Below are 15,210 nucleotides of genomic sequence, written 5' to 3' on the forward strand. Positions count from 1 at the left end.
AACGAGAGTCCGAGGGCATGACCGACCACTGCTGCGAGTCCATGACCCGTCAGGTCAACTGGCGGTGCGGCCAGCACGACGACCCCTTCGCGTGCCCGGACGCCCTGGTCCTGTTCATCCCCAAATTCCAGGAGTACGGGCTGATCTTCCACGACGGCGGCACGGCGATCAGCGAGATCGCCTTCTGCCCGTGGTGCGGTCAGCGCCTCCCCGAATCCCAGCGCGACCGCTACTACGACGAACTGGAGCGTCGCGGCATCGACCTGGACGAGGGCGAAATCCCGGCCGAGTTCCAGGATGCACGCTGGCTCGCTTCGCTACATCAGGAGTGATGAAGCAGCACTTTGATCCACTTCTGAAACAGGCCCTAGGTGTATTGACCCGTAGCGTTGTTGACGCGGGTGATGGGCGGGCGTCCGGTGCGTGCGCTCGCGGGGCGGAGGAGGGAGTCGGTGCGGTGGGGCGCCTCCCGGCGGTGGCCGGGGGACATCGGCGACCGGCGGCGACGCGGTGAGCGTGCGTGCCGGGCGCCGCGAGCCCGGCACGATCCGGAAGGGGCGGGCCCAGGGCCCGCCCCGGGTGCGGGACCGGCGGCTCGGACTGCCGGTCTCGTACGTCTGTGCCGTACCCTCGGGGCACGGTCAGGCAACGAGGTACGAGGGACTCACTCACGTGGCAGAGACGGAGAGCGTCATCGGTACGCCGGATTCAGCACCGGATGCGGCGGAGGCCGAGGAGCGGCCCAGGGGCAGGCGGCGCGTCGTCGCGCTCTTCGTCGTGGCCGTGCTCGCCTATCTGCTCGACCTCGGCAGCAAGATCGTCGTGGTGGAGAAGCTGGAGGGCCGCGAGCCGATCAAGGTGATCGGCGACCTGCTCCGCTTCGAGGCGATCCGGAACCCGGGCGCGGCCTTCGGCATGGGCGAGGCGTTCACCATCGTCTTCACCTGCATCGCGGCGGCCGTCATCGTGGTGATCATCCGGCTGGCCCGGAAGCTCTACAGCCTGCCCTGGGCGATCGCGCTCGGCCTGCTGCTCGGTGGCGCGCTGGGCAACCTCACCGACCGGCTGTTCCGCTCGCCGGGCGTCTTCGAGGGCGCGGTCGTGGACTTCATCGCCCCGGCCCACTTCGCCGTCTTCAACCTCGCGGACTCGGCGATCGTCTGCGGCGGCATCCTGATCGTCATCCTGTCCTTCCGGGGCCTGGACCCGGACGGCACCGTCCACAAGGACTGAGCGCACCTCGCGGCAAGGCATACTCGACGGGTGAGCACGAGTCCCGAGATCCGCACCCTGCCCGTTCCCGATGGCCTGGAGGGCGAGCGCGTCGACGCCGCCATCGCCCGAATGTTCGGGTTCTCCCGTACGAAGGCGGCCGAGCTCGCCGCGGCGGGGAAGGTCCTGGTCGACGGCTCCGTCGTCGGCAAGTCCGAGCGGGTCAGCGGCGGCGCGTGGCTGGAGGTCGAGATGCCCGGCGCCCCGGCGCCCGTGCAGGTCGTCGCCGAGCCCGTCGAGGGCATGGAGATCGTCCACGACGACGACGACATCGTCGTGATCATGAAGCCGGTCGGGGTCGCGGCCCACCCGAGCCCCGGCTGGACCGGCACCACCGTCATCGGCGGCCTCGCCGCCGCCGGCTACCGGATCTCCACCTCCGGGGCCGCCGAGCGCCAGGGCATCGTGCACCGCCTCGACGTCGGCACCTCCGGCCTGATGGTGGTCGCCAAGTCGGAGTACGCGTACACCTCGCTCAAGCGCCAGTTCAAGGAGCGCGTGGTCGACAAGCGCTACCACGCGCTGGTGCAGGGCCACCCGGACCCGCTGAGCGGCACCATCGACGCGCCGATCGGCCGGCACCCGAACCACGACTACAAGTGGGCCGTGACCGCCGACGGCAAGCCGTCCGTCACCCACTACGACCTCATCGAGGCGTACCGGGCGGCCTCGCTGCTCGACATCAAGCTGGAGACCGGACGCACCCACCAGATCCGGGTGCACATGTCGGCCCACCGCCACCCCTGCGTCGGCGACCTCACCTACGGCGCCGACCCGACCATGGCCAAGCGCCTCGGCCTCACCCGCCAGTGGCTGCACGCCGTCCGGCTGGGCTTCGAGCACCCCGGCGACGGGCAGTGGGTCGAGTTCTCCTCGCAGTACCCGGCCGACCTCCGGACCGCCCTCGAGCGCATCGAGGCGGAGAGCCGGTGACCGGGGCGTACACGGTCCGCGAGGCCGTCGCCGACGAGGACCGCGAGGCGTGCTTCGCGGTGCGCCGTGAGGTCTTCGTCGAGGAGCAGGGCGTCCCGGCTGAGATCGAGTACGACCCGTACGACGCCACCGCCGTGCACGTCCTCGCGGTCCGCGCGGACGGCGTGCCGCTGGGCACCGGACGGCTGCTGCACGGCGCCGACGCGACCGGCAAGACCGGTGCGGACGCCTCCGTCGGCTCGCTCGGCCGGCTCGCGGTCGCCGGGGCGGCGCGCGGTCTCGGCGTCGGAGCGGCGCTGGTCCGGGCCATCGAGGACGCGGCCCGCGAGCGCGGTCTCACCGCCGTCGACCTGCACGCGCAGACCCACGCCCTCGGCTTCTACGAGCGGCTGGGCTACGTGGCGTACGGCGACGAGTTCCCGGACGCGGGGATCCCGCACCGGGCGATGCGCCGGGTGCTCTAGGAGCGCCCCTCCCCGCACCGCGGCGGACATGGCCCCCCGAGCAGGGGGGGCAATCGACGTCAAAACGGGCGTACGTGACAGGGTGGGGCCGTGGATCAATTGGCCCTCCTGTTCCTGCTGCTCCTCGGCGCCCTGCTCACCGTCCCGCTCGGTGACAGGCTGGGGCTGCCCGCGCCCGTCCTGATGACGCTCCTCGGGATCGTGCTGGCCTTCCTGCCCTTCGTTCCGAACGTCGACATCCCGCCCGAGTTCATCCTCCCGCTGGTGCTGCCCCCGCTGCTCTACGCCTCGGTGCAGCGGACCTCCTGGCGGCAGTTCGCGGCGAACCGGCGGCCGATCTTCCTGCTCGCGGTGGCCCTGGTCTTCGTGACCACGGCCGCCGTCGGCGCGGTCGCGAACGCGCTGGTGCCCGGCATCCCGCTGGCCGCCGCGCTGGCGCTCGGCGCCCTGGTCGCCCCGCCCGACCCGATCGCGGCGACCGCCGTGGCCGGCTCGCTCGGGCTGCCCCGGCGGCTCGTGTCGATCCTGGAGGGCGAGGGGCTCTTCAACGACGTGACCGCGATCGTCCTGTACCACGTGGCCATCGCCGCCGTGGTGAGCGGCGAGTTCTCCTGGCCCGAGGCGCTCGGCCAGTTCGTCCTCTCGGCGGTGGTGGCGATCGCGGTCGGCCTCGCCCTCGGCTGGGTCACCAACAAGCTCATGGGCTTCCTCGGCGACGCCACCCTGCAGACCGGGCTCACCCTCCTCGTGCCCTTCGTCTCCTACGTCCTCGCCGAGGAGCTGCACGGCTCCGGCGTCCTCGCGGTCCTCGTCACCGCGCTCTTCCTCGCCGAGTACGCGGTCGACGCCGACGACGTGATGGGGCGGCTCGCCGGGCAGACCTTCTGGGAGATCGTCGACACCCTGGTCACCGGCATCGCCTTCGGTCTCATCGGCCTGGAGCTCATCCACGTCCTCGGCGCCGCCGAGGGGCACGTGGGCGAGATGCTGGGCTGGGGCGCGGCGGTCGTCGGCGTGGTCGTCGGGGTCCGGCTGCTCTGGCTGCTGCCGGCCGGCTGGCTGGCGCAGAAGCTGCACGACCGGCGGAACGTCGACGAGGAGATCCCGACGAGCTGGCGGGAGACCGTCGTCATGTGGTGGTCGGGGATGCGCGGGGTGGCCTCGGTCGCGCTGGCCCTCGCGATCCCGCGCACCACGGAGGACGGTTCGCCCTTTCCCGGCCGGGACGAGCTGATCTTCCTCGCCTTCTGCGTGATCCTCGCCACCCTGGTGGTGCAGGGGCTCACCCTGCCGTGGCTGGTGCGCAGGCTCGGGGTGGAGGCCGACGCCGACGCCGAGCGGGCCTTCGAGCGGGAGCTGGCGCTGCGGGCCGCCAAGGCCGCCAAGCGGCGCCTGAAGGAGATCGAGGAGGTCGAGGAGCTGCCCGAGGAGGTCGCCGAGCGGCTCCAGCGCGGGGCCTTCGACATCGGGGCGCGGATCAGCCCGGACATGGTGGACGAGGAGCGGCGGGCCGCCTTCAGCGAGCGGGCCGCCCGGGTGAAGCGGCTCCAGGCCATTCAGCGCGAGATGCTGTCCGCCGCGCGCCACGCGGTGCTCTCGGCGCGCAGCGAGCCGGGGGCCGACCCGGAGGTGGTCGACCGGGTGCTGCGCCACCTGGACGTCCGCTCGCTGCGCTGACCTGGGGGTTCCCTCGGGTCGCCGGGGGCGGGTGGCAGGATGGCGGGATGGACATCATGCTTTTCCACTCGGTCTACGGGAAGCGCCCGGCCGTGGACGCCGCCGCCGACCGGCTGCGGGCCGCCGGCCACCAGGTGTGGGTGCCGGACCTCTTCGACGGCTGGACCACCGACTCGGTGGAGGTGGCCATGGCGAAGAAGGACGAGATCGGCTCGGACGAGCTGCTGAAGCGCGCGGTCATGGCCGCCGCCCCCTATTCGGAGCGCGGCCTGGTCTACGCGGGCTTCTCCTTCGGCGCCTCGGTCGCGCAGACCCTGGCGCTCGGCGACGAGAAGGCGCGCGGGCTGCTGCTGCTCCACGGCACCTCGGACCTGGCGCCGAACGCCTCGGTGGACGAGCTGCCCGTCCAGCTGCACGTGGCCGAGCCGGACCCGTTCGAGACGGACGACTGGCTGTCCTCGTGGTACCTCCAGATGCGCAGGGCCGGTGCGGACGTGGAGGTCTACCGCTACCGGGGGGCCGGGCACGTGTACACGGATCCGGAGCTGCCGGACTGGGACCCCGACGCGGCGGAGCGGACCTGGGCGATCGCCCTCGACTTCCTCGACGGGCTCGCCGGGGAGGAGTGACGGGGACGGCCCCCGGGGGAATCCCCCGGGGGCGTTCACGGTGCGCGGACGGGCCGTCAGGCGCGGTACGCGGTCCAGTGGTCGTTCATGCGGGTCACCTGGCCGGTGGTGAACTGGTACATGCACGCGTCGTACGTGTAGTCCATGAAGTTGTGGATCGGGTCCACACCGGTCTTGGAGGCGCAGGAGTCACGGCCGGTCGGGCACTCGTACGCCGGGGACTTCTCGGCCGGGGTGTCGGTGACGTAGTCGCCGTTGCCGTTGCAGCCGCCCTGGAAGGTGTGGTAAAGGCCCATCCAGTGGCCGACCTCGTGGGTGGCGGTGTCGCCCTGGTTGTAGTTGGCCGCCGAGCCGCCCGGCAGGGAGGCGTCGAGCAGGACGACGCCGTCCATGGACGGGTTGGACTGGTACGAGGACGGGAAGGTCGCCCAGCCGAGCAGGCCGCCGCTGAGGTTGGCGGTGTAGATGTTCAGCGCGTTCGCGCCGCCCTGGCGGAGGGTCTGCTTCATCTGCTTCTCGGCGGTGGAGCCGGAGGCCAGGTTGTACCAGGAGGCGTTGTCCGTGTAGGTGGTGCCGGCGAGGGTGAACTGGAAGCCGGTGTTCACGTTGCCGGTGCCCTGGCCGCCGAAGGCCGCGTTGAGCACGTTCATCTGGTTGTTGATGTCCGTGGCGCTCAGCTTGCCGGTCGTGCCGCTGTGGACGACGTGGAAGTAGACCGGGATGCTCGCGCCGGCCGTGGCGGCGGTGGCGGAGAGCCGGCCGCTCGACTTCAGGGCCGAGAGCTTCTTGCTCAGGTCGGCGTCCATGGCCTTGGCCTGGGCGGCGGAGACCTCGTTCGGCTCGTGGGCGTGGGTGTCGGCGCCCTTCTCCTTGCGGGCGCCGGAGAAGGCGGCCGCGTCGTCGGCGCACTCCTCGGCGGACGCGCCGGCCAGGGTGGGGGAGGCCTGGGCGACCACGGGGGCGGAGAACGGCGCCAGGGCCAGGGTTCCGGCCAGGACGGCGGTGCCGAGTACACGACGTGAGGTACGCGGCGATATACGGACAAGAGCACGCACAGGTGACTCCTCGCGGGGGGTTGTGGGAGGTACTTCCTCGCCACGGCGGGGAGATTACGCGTCCATGTCAGACACCGTTGAGCGGTGATCAGGCCCAATCAATCGGAGGACAATTCAGGGCATCGGGAAGAAATTTTTGGGCGGCTTCCGGAGTTTGAGACACCGACGTAATGAAACCTGTGCCGGTGGCGGGTGGTGTGTCCGGATTCGCCTGTCCGGATCCACCACCCGCCGTAGCCATGTGATCTGCCGTTAACAAAGAAGATCATGGCTGAAAATCGTCGATCAGGAGGCCGTCAGGAGACGGCCGAGGGCCCGTCAGATGACCGGCTGGTACACCCGCTCGACGCGCTGCGTCCCGCTGAGGGTCCGGTAGGAGCGCGCCCAGGAGGCCGTCGCGGCCGGATCGCGCTTGTCGGAGACCGTGTAGTAGTCCATCTGCGAGCGGTCCGCGGTCACGTCCAGGACGCCGTACCCGTGGTGGTCCATGTCCACCCACTTCACGTGCCGGTTGGCCGCCTTCACCGCGCCGGCCGCCACCACCGAGAGGGTGCCCGGGGCCACGTTCAGCAGGTCGTCCAGGTTGTCCGAGGTCACCGAGGTGACCACGAACTCGGTCGCCACCGAGGCCGAGAGCGGGTACGTGGCCGCCTTGGCCGGCACGTCGTTGGCCCATGCCATGTGGATGTCGCCGGTGAGGAAGACGGTGTTCCGGATCCCTCGCGCGCTCAGGTGCCCCAGCAGTTCCCTGCGGTCGTCGGTGTAGCCGTCCCACTGGTCGACGTTGACCGCGATCCCCTCGGCCGGCAGCCCCATCAGCTCGGCCAGCGGCTCCAGGAGGTACGCGGGCAGCGAGCCGAAGGCGACCGGCGAGATCATCACCGAGGTGCCGACCAGCTGCCAGGCGGCGTCCGAACCGGCCAGGCCGGACTTCAGCCAGTCGAGCTGCGCGCGGCCGGTGAGCGTGCGCTCCGGGTCGTCGACCGAGCCGGAGCCCGTCTTCGCCTGGGCGGAGCGGAAGGAGCGCAGGTCGAGCAGGTGCAGATCGGCCAGCCGGCCGAAGCGGAGGCGGCGGAAGACCGTGCCCTCCGTGGAGGTGCGGACCGGCATCCACTCGAAGTAGGCCCGCTTGGCGGCGGCCACCCGGGCGGCCCAGTCGCCCTCGGCGCCGGGGGTGTGGTTCTCGGCCCCGCCGGTCCAGGCGTCGTTGGCGAACTCGTGGTCGTCCCAGATCGCCACCACCGGGTGGGCCGCGTGCAGCGCCTGGAGGTCCGGGTCCGTCTTGTACCGGCCGTGCCGGGTGCGGTAGTCGGCCAGCGAGACGATCTCGTGGCGCGGCTCGTGGGTCCGGACGGTGTCCTTCGCCTCCGGGTAGACCCCGCTCGCGTACTCGTAGAGGTAGTCGCCCAGGTGCAGGACCGCGTCCAGGTCGCCCCGGGCGGCGAGGTGCCGGTACGCGGAGAAGTGGCCGGCCTCGTAGTTGGCGCAGGACACCACGCCGAAGCGGACCCCCGGGACGGCGGAGTCGGCGGCCGGGGCGGTGCGGGTCCGGCCGGCGGCCGAGACGGCGCCGCCGACGGTGAAGCGGAAGAAGTAGGCGGTGGCCGGGCGCAGTCCGCGGACGTCGGCCTTGACGGTGTGGTCGGCGGTGGCGGAGGCGGTGGCCGAACCCGAGGCGACGACCCGGGTGAAGGAGCGGTCCTCGGCCACCTCCCAGTCGACGCGGACGTCCGCGCCGAGCCCGGAGCCGGGCACGGCCTCAGGGGAGGGGGTGACGCGCGTCCACAGCAGGACGCCGTCGGGCAGCGGATCGCCCGAGGCGACACCGTGCAGGAAGGCGGGCGCCGGGGCGTCCGCGAGGGCCGGCGCGGCCGCGCCGAGGAGCGCGGGGGCGGTGACGGCGGTGGCGGCGGCGGCCTTGACGACCGTGCGCCGCGTGGGGGCGGGAGATATGGAGTGACTGGTCACGGCCAGTCAGATTACTGACGGGTATGAAAGGTTGACAGGCAGAAGCGGAAAGTTTTCCGGAGCTTCGCCCGCCGCTCACGACGATCTCCCGACGGCCCCTCGCTCCCCGGCCCGCGCGGGCCGGGAAGCGGAGGAGAGGCGTCAGCCGCCGAGGACCGGCGTGAGGGCGGCGTTGAACTCCTCGACGGTCAGCGGCGGGTTCTGCGAGCCCGCCGCCGTGAGGGTCTTGCCGTCCATCTTCAGCGTCGGGGTGCCCGTCACCCCGCTCTCGTCGAAGGTCTTCGACATCTTCATCGCCCAGGCGTCGAAGGTGCCGTCCTCCACGTTCTTCTTGAAGGCGGCGTCGGCCTTCAGGGCCGGGACGGTGTCCGCGACCTCCAGGAGGTAGGAGTCCTTCGCGAACTTGTCCTCGCTCTCCTCCGGGTGCCACTTCGCGGAGTAGAGCGCCGCCTTGTAGTCGAGGAAGGCCTCCGGGCTCACGTCGAGCGCCGCGCCCAGCGCCGACAGGGCGTTCTTCGAGCCCTCGCCCTGGTCCATGTTGTCGATGAAGGTGGCGCCGACGTACTTGACCTTGTACTTGCCGGCCTCGACGTCCTTCTCGACGGTGGGGCCGACGGACTGCTCGAAGGTCGCGCAGACCGGGCAGCGGGAGTCCTCGTACAGCTCCAGGGTCTTCTTCGCGGAGTCCTTGCCGATGACGACGGTCGTGCCGTTCTCGCCCTCGGTGTTCTTCGGAGCCGTGATCGTCTTCGCGTCGGCGGCGGTCTCCCACGCGGTGGGCTGGTTGGCCTGGACGACGGCGTAGCCGATGCCTCCGGCGGCGGCGAGCACGGCCACCGCCGAGACGCCGACGACCAGCTGCCGGCGGGCCCGGTCCTTCTTGGCCTGGGCCTCGCGCTCGGCGCGCAGACGCTCGCGGGCGGCAGCCTTGTTGGCCTGGTTGTTGCGTGCACTCATGATCGTGGTTCTCCGGAGAGGTGAAGGAGGTGAGGGGAGGGCCGGGGGAGCGCTCAGACGAGAGCGAGCGCCGCCCGCGGCGGTCCCCGCCGCCCCACGGAGTGCACCAGGAGACGCGTACGGGACGGGAGCGGCCGGGGCCCGGGGCGCGCCGGACCCGGCGCCGTCGGACGGTCCGCGCCCAGCAGGGCCGCGACCAGCCCCAGCGGCCGGAAGGCCGAGGCCGCCGCCGCGCCGAGCAGCCGGGCGAGCGCCCGCTCCCCGCCGCGCAGCCAGCCGGCCGCCGCGAGGCCGACCGTCACGTGGGCGCCGAGCAGCAGCCACGGCAGCGCCGGGTCGGGGGAGGCGAGCACCGCGGCGGCGCCGCCCCCGGGCGCCGCGACCCCGGGCAGCGGGGTGCCGACGGCCCCGCCGCACAGCACCTCCACCCCGAAGGACCGCAGCGCGCCCGCGACCGGCCCGCCGGCGGGGCCGTAACAGACGGCCTGGCCGGAGGTGAAGAGGGTGTCGGCGGCCAGCTCCAGCGGGACGAGCAGCCCCGCGATGGGGCCGAAGCCGCGCTCCCGGCCGGCCAGCGCGTACGCCACGGCGAAGACGCCGACGGCGACCGGGGCGACCGTGCCCAGCGGCAGCGGCGCCCGGGAGAGCAGCACATGGGAAGCCACGGACAGCGTCACGACCAGTGCCGTGAAGACCGCCGCCCGCAGCGCCCTCAGCCGCGTCCCTGCCATGTCCATCGGTGAACGAGTGTGCCATGGCCGGTCATAAGGGGCCCCTAAGAAGAAGCTGTGGCTCCGGTTACAGCGGGGCCCCGCCCGGGGGAGCGGCTCACAGACCCGGTATCCGGCCGTTGCGGAAGAGGTCCACGAAGACCTGGTGGTCGGCACGCGCGCGTGCGCCGTACGCGTGGGCGAAGTCCACCAGGAGCTCCACGAACCCCTCCTCGTCGGCCGCGATCGCGCCGTCGATGGCCCGCTCCGTGGAGAACGGCACCAGCGAGTGGCCGCTGGACTCGTCCGCCGCCGCGTGCATCGTCGCGGTCGCCCGGCCCAGGTCGGCCACGGTCGCCGCGATGTCCTCGGGGTCGTCGATGTCCGACCAGTCCAGATCGACCGCGTACGGCGACACCTCGGCGACCAGCTGGCCCGCGCCGTCCAGCTCCGTCCACCCCAGCCACGGGTCCGCGTGCGCCTGGAGCGCCCGCTGGGAGATCACGGTCCGGTGCCCCTCGTGCCGGAAGTAGCCCCGCACCGCCGGATCCGTGACGTGTCGCGAGACCGCCGGGGTCTGCGCCTGCTTGAGGTAGATCACCACGTCGTTCTCCAGGGCGTCGCTGTGCCCCTCCAGGAGGACGTTGTACGAGGGGAGGCCGGCCGAGCCGATGCCGATCCCGCGCCGCCCGACCACGTCCTTCACCCGGTACGAGTCCGGGCGGACCAGGCTCGACTCGGGCAGGGTCTCCAGATAGCCGTCGAAGGCCGCGAGCACCTTGGAGCGGGTCACCGCGTCCAGCTCGATCGACCCGCCGCCGGGCGCGAAGCGGCGCTCGTACCCGCGGATCTCGGTCATCGAGTCGAGCAGCCCGAAGCGGGTCTTCGCCCGCGCCTGGCGCAGCGCGCCGAGCAGCGCCCCGTCGGCGGTCTCCAGGGTGAAGGGTGCCCCGCCGTCGCCGTTGGGGCCGGAGGCCAGGGCGCGTATCCGCTCCCGGTAGGCCGCCGCGTAGATCCGGACCAGGCGGGTGATCTGCCCGTCGCTGAGCGCCTTGGTGTAGCCGATCAGGGCGAGCGAGGCGGCGAGCCGCTTGAGGTCCCAGGTGAAGGGGCCGACGTACGCCTCGTCGAAGTCGTTGACGTTGAAGATCAGCCGGCCGTTGGCGTCCATGTACGTGCCGAAGTTCTCGGCGTGGAGGTCGCCGTGGATCCACACCCGGCCGGTCCGCCCGTCCAGGAACGGGCCGCCGTCGGCCTCCTCCTCCAGGTCCTTGTAGAAGAGGCAGGCGGTGCCCCGGTAGAAGGCGAAGGCGGAGCCGGCCATCTTCCGGAACTTGACCCGGAAGGCCGCCGGGTCGGCGGCGAGCAGCTCTCCGAAGGCCGTGTCGAAGACGGAGAGGATCCGCTCGCCGCGCTCGGCGGCGGCGGGCTGGGGGACCGGCATCGAAGGTGCCTCCTGGTGCGTGACAGGGTCCGGACAAATGGGGCGGGTGTTCACTGACTCACAACGCGCGACCCTAGCCCTCGGTGCCCGACTCCTGTCACTCGGCCGACGTAGACTTCGACGTCGTCCCCCCAGAAGTTCATAGCCGGAGGCACCCCCTGTGACCAAGCCGCCCTTCACGCACCTCCACGTCCACACCCAGTACTCCCTGCTGGACGGTGCCGCGCGGCTGAAGGACATGTTCAACGCGTGCAACGAGATGGGCATGACCCACATCGCCATGTCCGACCACGGCAACCTGCACGGCGCGTACGACTTCTTCCACAGCGCCAAGAAGGCCGGCGTGACGCCGATCATCGGCATCGAGGCGTACGTCGCCCCCGAGTCCCGGCGCAACAAGCGCAAGATCCAGTGGGGCCAGCCGCACCAGAAGCGGGACGACGTCTCCGGCTCCGGCGGTTACACCCACAAGACGATCTGGGCGGCGAACTCCACCGGACTGCACAACCTCTTCAAGCTCTCCTCCGACGCCTACGCCGAGGGCTGGCTCCAGAAGTGGCCCCGGATGGACAAGGAGACCATCTCCCAGTGGTCGGAGGGGCTGATCGCCTCCACCGGCTGCCCCTCCGGCGAGCTCCAGACCCGGCTGCGCCTGGGCCAGTTCGACGAGGCCCTGAAGTCGGCCTCCGAGTACCAGGACATCTTCGGCAAGGACCGCTACTTCCTGGAGCTGATGGACCACGGCATCGAGATCGAGCGCCGGGTCCGCGACGGCCTCCTGGAGATCGGCAAGAAGCTCGGCATCCCGCCGCTGGTCACCAACGACTCGCACTACACCTACGCGCACGAGGCGACCGCCCACGACGCCCTGCTGTGCATCCAGACCGGCAAGAACCTCTCCGACCCGGACCGCTTCAAGTTCGACGGCACCGGCTACTACCTCAAGTCCACGGACGAGATGTACGCCATCGACTCCTCGGACGCCTGGCAGGAGGGGTGCGCCAACACCCTCCTGGTCGCCGAGCAGATCGACACCACCGGCATGTTCGAGGCGAAGAACCTCATGCCGAAGTTCGACATCCCCGAGGGGTACACCGAGGTCTCCTGGTTCCGCGAGGAGACCATGCGGGGCATGCACCGACGGTTCCCGGACGGCATCCCCGAGGACCGGCTCAAGCAGGTCGAGTACGAGATGGACACCATCATCTCGATGGGCTTCCCCGGCTACTTCCTCGTCGTCGCCGACTTCATCATGTGGGCGAAGAAGCAGGGCATCGCCGTGGGCCCCGGCCGGGGCTCCGCGGCCGGCTCGATCGTCGCGTACGCCATGGGCATCACCGACCTCGACCCCATCCCGCACGGCCTGATCTTCGAGCGCTTCCTCAATCCCGAGCGCATCTCCATGCCCGACGTCGACATCGACTTCGACGAGCGCCGGCGCGTCGAGGTGATCCGGTACGTGACCGAGAAGTACGGCGCCGACAAGGTCGCCATGATCGGCACCTACGGCAAGATCAAGGCCAAGAACGCGATCAAGGACTCCGCCCGCGTCCTCGGCTACCCCTACGCCATGGGCGACCGGCTCACCAAGGCCATGCCCGCCGACGTCCTCGGCAAGGGCATCGACCTCGACGGCATCACCAACCCCTCGCACCCGCGCTACAGCGAGGCGGGCGAGATCCGGGCGATGTACGAGAACGAGCCGGACGTGAAGAAGGTCATCGACACCGCCAAGGGCGTCGAGGGCCTGGTCCGCCAGATGGGCGTGCACGCCGCCGGCGTGATCATGTCCAGCGAGCCGATCGTCGACCACGCCCCCATCTGGGTGCGGCACACCGACGGCGTCACCATCACGCAGTGGGACTACCCGCAGTGCGAGTCGCTCGGCCTGCTGAAGATGGACTTCCTCGGCCTGCGCAACCTCACGATCATGGACGACGCCGTCAAGATGGTGAAGGCCAACAAGGGGATCGACCTCGACCTCCTGGCCCTGCCGCTCGACGACCCGAAGACCTTCGAACTGCTCCAGCGCGGCGACACCCTCGGCGTCTTCCAGTTCGACGGCGGCCCCATGCGGTCCCTGCTGCGGCTGATGAAGCCCGACAACTTCGAAGACATCTCCGCCGTGTCCGCGCTCTACCGCCCGGGCCCGATGGGCATGAACTCGCACACGAACTACGCCCTGCGCAAGAACGGCCAGCAGGAGATCACCCCGATCCACCCCGAGCTGGAGAAGCCGCTCGAAGAGGTGCTCGCGGTCACCTACGGCCTCATCGTCTACCAGGAGCAGGTGCAGAAGGCCGCCCAGATCATCGCCGGCTACTCGCTCGGCGAGGCCGACATCCTCCGCCGCGTCATGGGCAAGAAGAAGCCCGACGAGCTGGCGAAGAACTTCACCATCTTCCAGGCCGGCGCCCAGAAGAACGGCTACAGCGACGAGGCCATCCAGGCCCTCTGGGACGTCCTGGTCCCCTTCGCCGGCTACGCCTTCAACAAGGCGCACTCCGCCGCGTACGGCCTGGTCTCCTACTGGACCGCCTACCTCAAGGCGAACTACCCCGCCGAGTACATGGCGGGCCTGCTGACCTCGGTCAAGGACGACAAGGACAAGTCCGCCGTCTACCTGAACGAGTGCCGCCGCATGGGCATCAGGGTCCTGCCGCCGAACGTGAACGAGTCGGAGGCGAACTTCGCCGCCCAGGGCGACGACGTCATCCTCTTCGGCCTCACCGCCGTCCGGAACGTCGGCGCCAACGTCGTCGAGTCGATCATCAAGACCCGCAAGGCCAAGGGGAAGTACTCCTCCTTCCCCGACTTCCTCGACAAGGTCGAGGCCGTGGTCTGCAACAAGCGCACCATCGAGTCGCTGATCAAGGCCGGCGCCTTCGACACCATGGGCCACACCCGCAAGGGCCTCGTCGCCCAGCACGAGCCCATGATCGACACCGTGGTCGCGGTCAAGCGCAAGGAGGCCGAGGGACAGTTCGACCTCTTCGGCGGCATGGGCGAGGAGGAGAGCAGCGAGCCCGGCTTCGGCCTCGACGTCACCTTCACCGACGACGAGTGGGACAAGACCTACCTGCTCGCGCAGGAGCGCGAGATGCTCGGCCTGTACGTCTCCGACCACCCCCTCTTCGGCCTGGAGCACGTCCTCTCCGACAAGACCGACGCGGGCATCTCGCAGCTCACCGGCGGCGAGCACGCCGACGGCGCGGTCGTCACCATCGGCGGCATCATCTCCGGCCTCCAGCGGAAGATGACCAAGCAGGGCAACGCCTGGGCGATCGCCACCGTCGAGGACCTCGCCGGCTCCATCGAGTGCATGTTCTTCCCCGCCACCTACCAGCTGGTCTCCACCCAGCTGGTCGAGGACGCCGTCGTCTTCGTCAAGGGCCGGCTCGACAAGCGCGAGGACGTGCCCCGCCTCGTCGCCATGGAGCTGATGGTCCCCGACCTCTCCAACGCCGGGACCAACGCCCCCGTGATCCTCACCATCCCGGCCCTCAAGGTCACTCCGCCGATGGTGAGCCGACTGGACGAGATCCTCCGCCACCACAAGGGCAACACCGAGGTGCGGATCAAGCTCCAGGGCCCCCGCTCCACCACCGTGCTCCGCCTCGACCGGCACCGGGTCCAGCCCGACCCCGCCCTCTTCGGCGACCTGAAGGTGCTGCTCGGCCCCTCCTGCCTGGCCGGATAGGCAGGGACCCCACCCGCGCGCAAGGGGCGCGCCCGTCGTCACGGGCGCGCCCCTTTGCCGATGCTCCCGGCGTCGGCCGGGCGTCAGTTGTGCCCGAAGCGCTTCTGACGGCCCTTCCGCGCCATGTCACCGGGGGTGACCTGGGAGGCGCGGCTCTCGGCCTGGGACTCCATCGACGACTGCTGCGCCTGCTGGGCACCGCGCTCGGCCGGCGACTGCTGCTGCTTCTGACGGTTCTGGTTGCGGTTCTTGGCCATGGGGATGATGCCTCCTCGAAGGGATCTAGGGGCCAGGGCCGCTGTCAGACTCACATACGGGAGAAACCACCGCATGTTGGATCATTACGGTGCGTGAGGGACGCCCCTCGCGGGGGCGGGTTCCGGCTCCGCCACGCCGATGAT

At 70.8% G+C, this 15,210-nt stretch carries 13 protein-coding genes; 7 read left to right on the top strand and 6 right to left on the bottom strand.

The window, feature by feature from the left end:
• The first annotated feature begins 17 nt into the window (after positions 1 to 17).
• From IE245_RS03375 to IE245_RS03400, 6 genes are all read left to right on the top strand, one after another.
• On the top strand, positions 18 to 332 hold the full coding sequence (locus IE245_RS03375) for a DUF6980 family protein (protein ID WP_189945172.1): 315 nt from the start codon (positions 18 to 20) through the stop codon (positions 330 to 332).
• Positions 333 to 672: 340 nt separating this feature from the next.
• Entirely contained in the window at positions 673 to 1,233 is a 561-nt protein-coding gene (lspA, locus tag IE245_RS03380; RefSeq protein WP_189945173.1) for a signal peptidase II, read from the top strand.
• A gap of 30 nt (positions 1,234 to 1,263) precedes the next feature.
• On the top strand, positions 1,264 to 2,205 hold the full coding sequence (locus tag IE245_RS03385; RefSeq protein WP_189945174.1) for an RluA family pseudouridine synthase: 942 nt from the start codon (positions 1,264 to 1,266) through the stop codon (positions 2,203 to 2,205).
• Positions 2,202 to 2,669: a GNAT family N-acetyltransferase gene (locus IE245_RS03390; protein WP_189945175.1), complete on the top strand. Its 468-nt coding sequence runs from the start codon at positions 2,202 to 2,204 to the stop codon at positions 2,667 to 2,669. Before IE245_RS03385 ends, IE245_RS03390 begins: the two co-directional genes overlap by 4 nt.
• A 90-nt stretch (positions 2,670 to 2,759) precedes the next feature.
• On the top strand, positions 2,760 to 4,346 hold the full coding sequence (locus IE245_RS03395) for a Na+/H+ antiporter (protein WP_189945176.1): 1,587 nt from the start codon (positions 2,760 to 2,762) through the stop codon (positions 4,344 to 4,346).
• A gap of 47 nt (positions 4,347 to 4,393) precedes the next feature.
• Positions 4,394 to 4,975 (top strand): dienelactone hydrolase family protein, encoded by a 582-nt coding sequence (locus tag IE245_RS03400; RefSeq protein ID WP_189945177.1) that lies wholly within the window; start codon positions 4,394 to 4,396, stop codon positions 4,973 to 4,975.
• A 56-nt stretch (positions 4,976 to 5,031) separates the two neighbouring features.
• On the opposite strand, the gene IE245_RS03405 is transcribed toward IE245_RS03400, so the two are convergent.
• The 5 genes from IE245_RS03405 to IE245_RS03425 form a co-directional block, all read right to left on the bottom strand.
• On the bottom strand, positions 5,032 to 6,030 hold the full coding sequence (locus IE245_RS03405; RefSeq protein ID WP_229851048.1) for a zinc metalloprotease: 999 nt from the start codon (positions 6,028 to 6,030) through the stop codon (positions 5,032 to 5,034).
• 318 nt (positions 6,031 to 6,348) lie between these two features.
• Positions 6,349 to 7,998 (bottom strand): alkaline phosphatase D family protein, encoded by a 1,650-nt coding sequence (locus tag IE245_RS03410; RefSeq protein ID WP_189945178.1) that lies wholly within the window; start codon positions 7,996 to 7,998, stop codon positions 6,349 to 6,351.
• 141 nt (positions 7,999 to 8,139) lie between these two features.
• Entirely contained in the window at positions 8,140 to 8,955 is an 816-nt protein-coding gene (locus IE245_RS03415; protein ID WP_189945179.1) for a DsbA family protein, read from the bottom strand.
• A gap of 53 nt (positions 8,956 to 9,008) precedes the next feature.
• The gene (locus tag IE245_RS03420; RefSeq protein ID WP_189945180.1) at positions 9,009 to 9,692 is read right to left on the bottom strand and encodes a hypothetical protein; all 684 of its coding nucleotides are present in this window, start codon (positions 9,690 to 9,692) and stop codon (positions 9,009 to 9,011) included.
• 91 nt (positions 9,693 to 9,783) lie between these two features.
• The gene (locus tag IE245_RS03425; protein ID WP_189945181.1) at positions 9,784 to 11,109 is read right to left on the bottom strand and encodes a DUF2252 domain-containing protein; all 1,326 of its coding nucleotides are present in this window, start codon (positions 11,107 to 11,109) and stop codon (positions 9,784 to 9,786) included.
• 160 nt (positions 11,110 to 11,269) lie between these two features.
• On the opposite strand from IE245_RS03425, the gene dnaE reads away from it, so the two are divergent.
• Positions 11,270 to 14,809, top strand: a complete 3,540-nt coding sequence (dnaE, locus tag IE245_RS03430) for a DNA polymerase III subunit alpha (protein WP_189945182.1) — start codon at positions 11,270 to 11,272, stop codon at positions 14,807 to 14,809.
• 83 nt (positions 14,810 to 14,892) lie between these two features.
• Here the strand turns inward: dnaE and IE245_RS03435 are convergent, their stop codons facing one another.
• Entirely contained in the window at positions 14,893 to 15,066 is a 174-nt protein-coding gene (locus tag IE245_RS03435; RefSeq protein WP_189945183.1) for a hypothetical protein, read from the bottom strand.
• Positions 15,067 to 15,210 lie beyond the last annotated feature (144 nt).

This window comes from Streptomyces roseolus, assembly GCF_014649855.1.
GTDB classification, from domain to species: Bacteria; Actinomycetota; Actinomycetes; order Streptomycetales; family Streptomycetaceae; genus Streptomyces; species Streptomyces roseolus.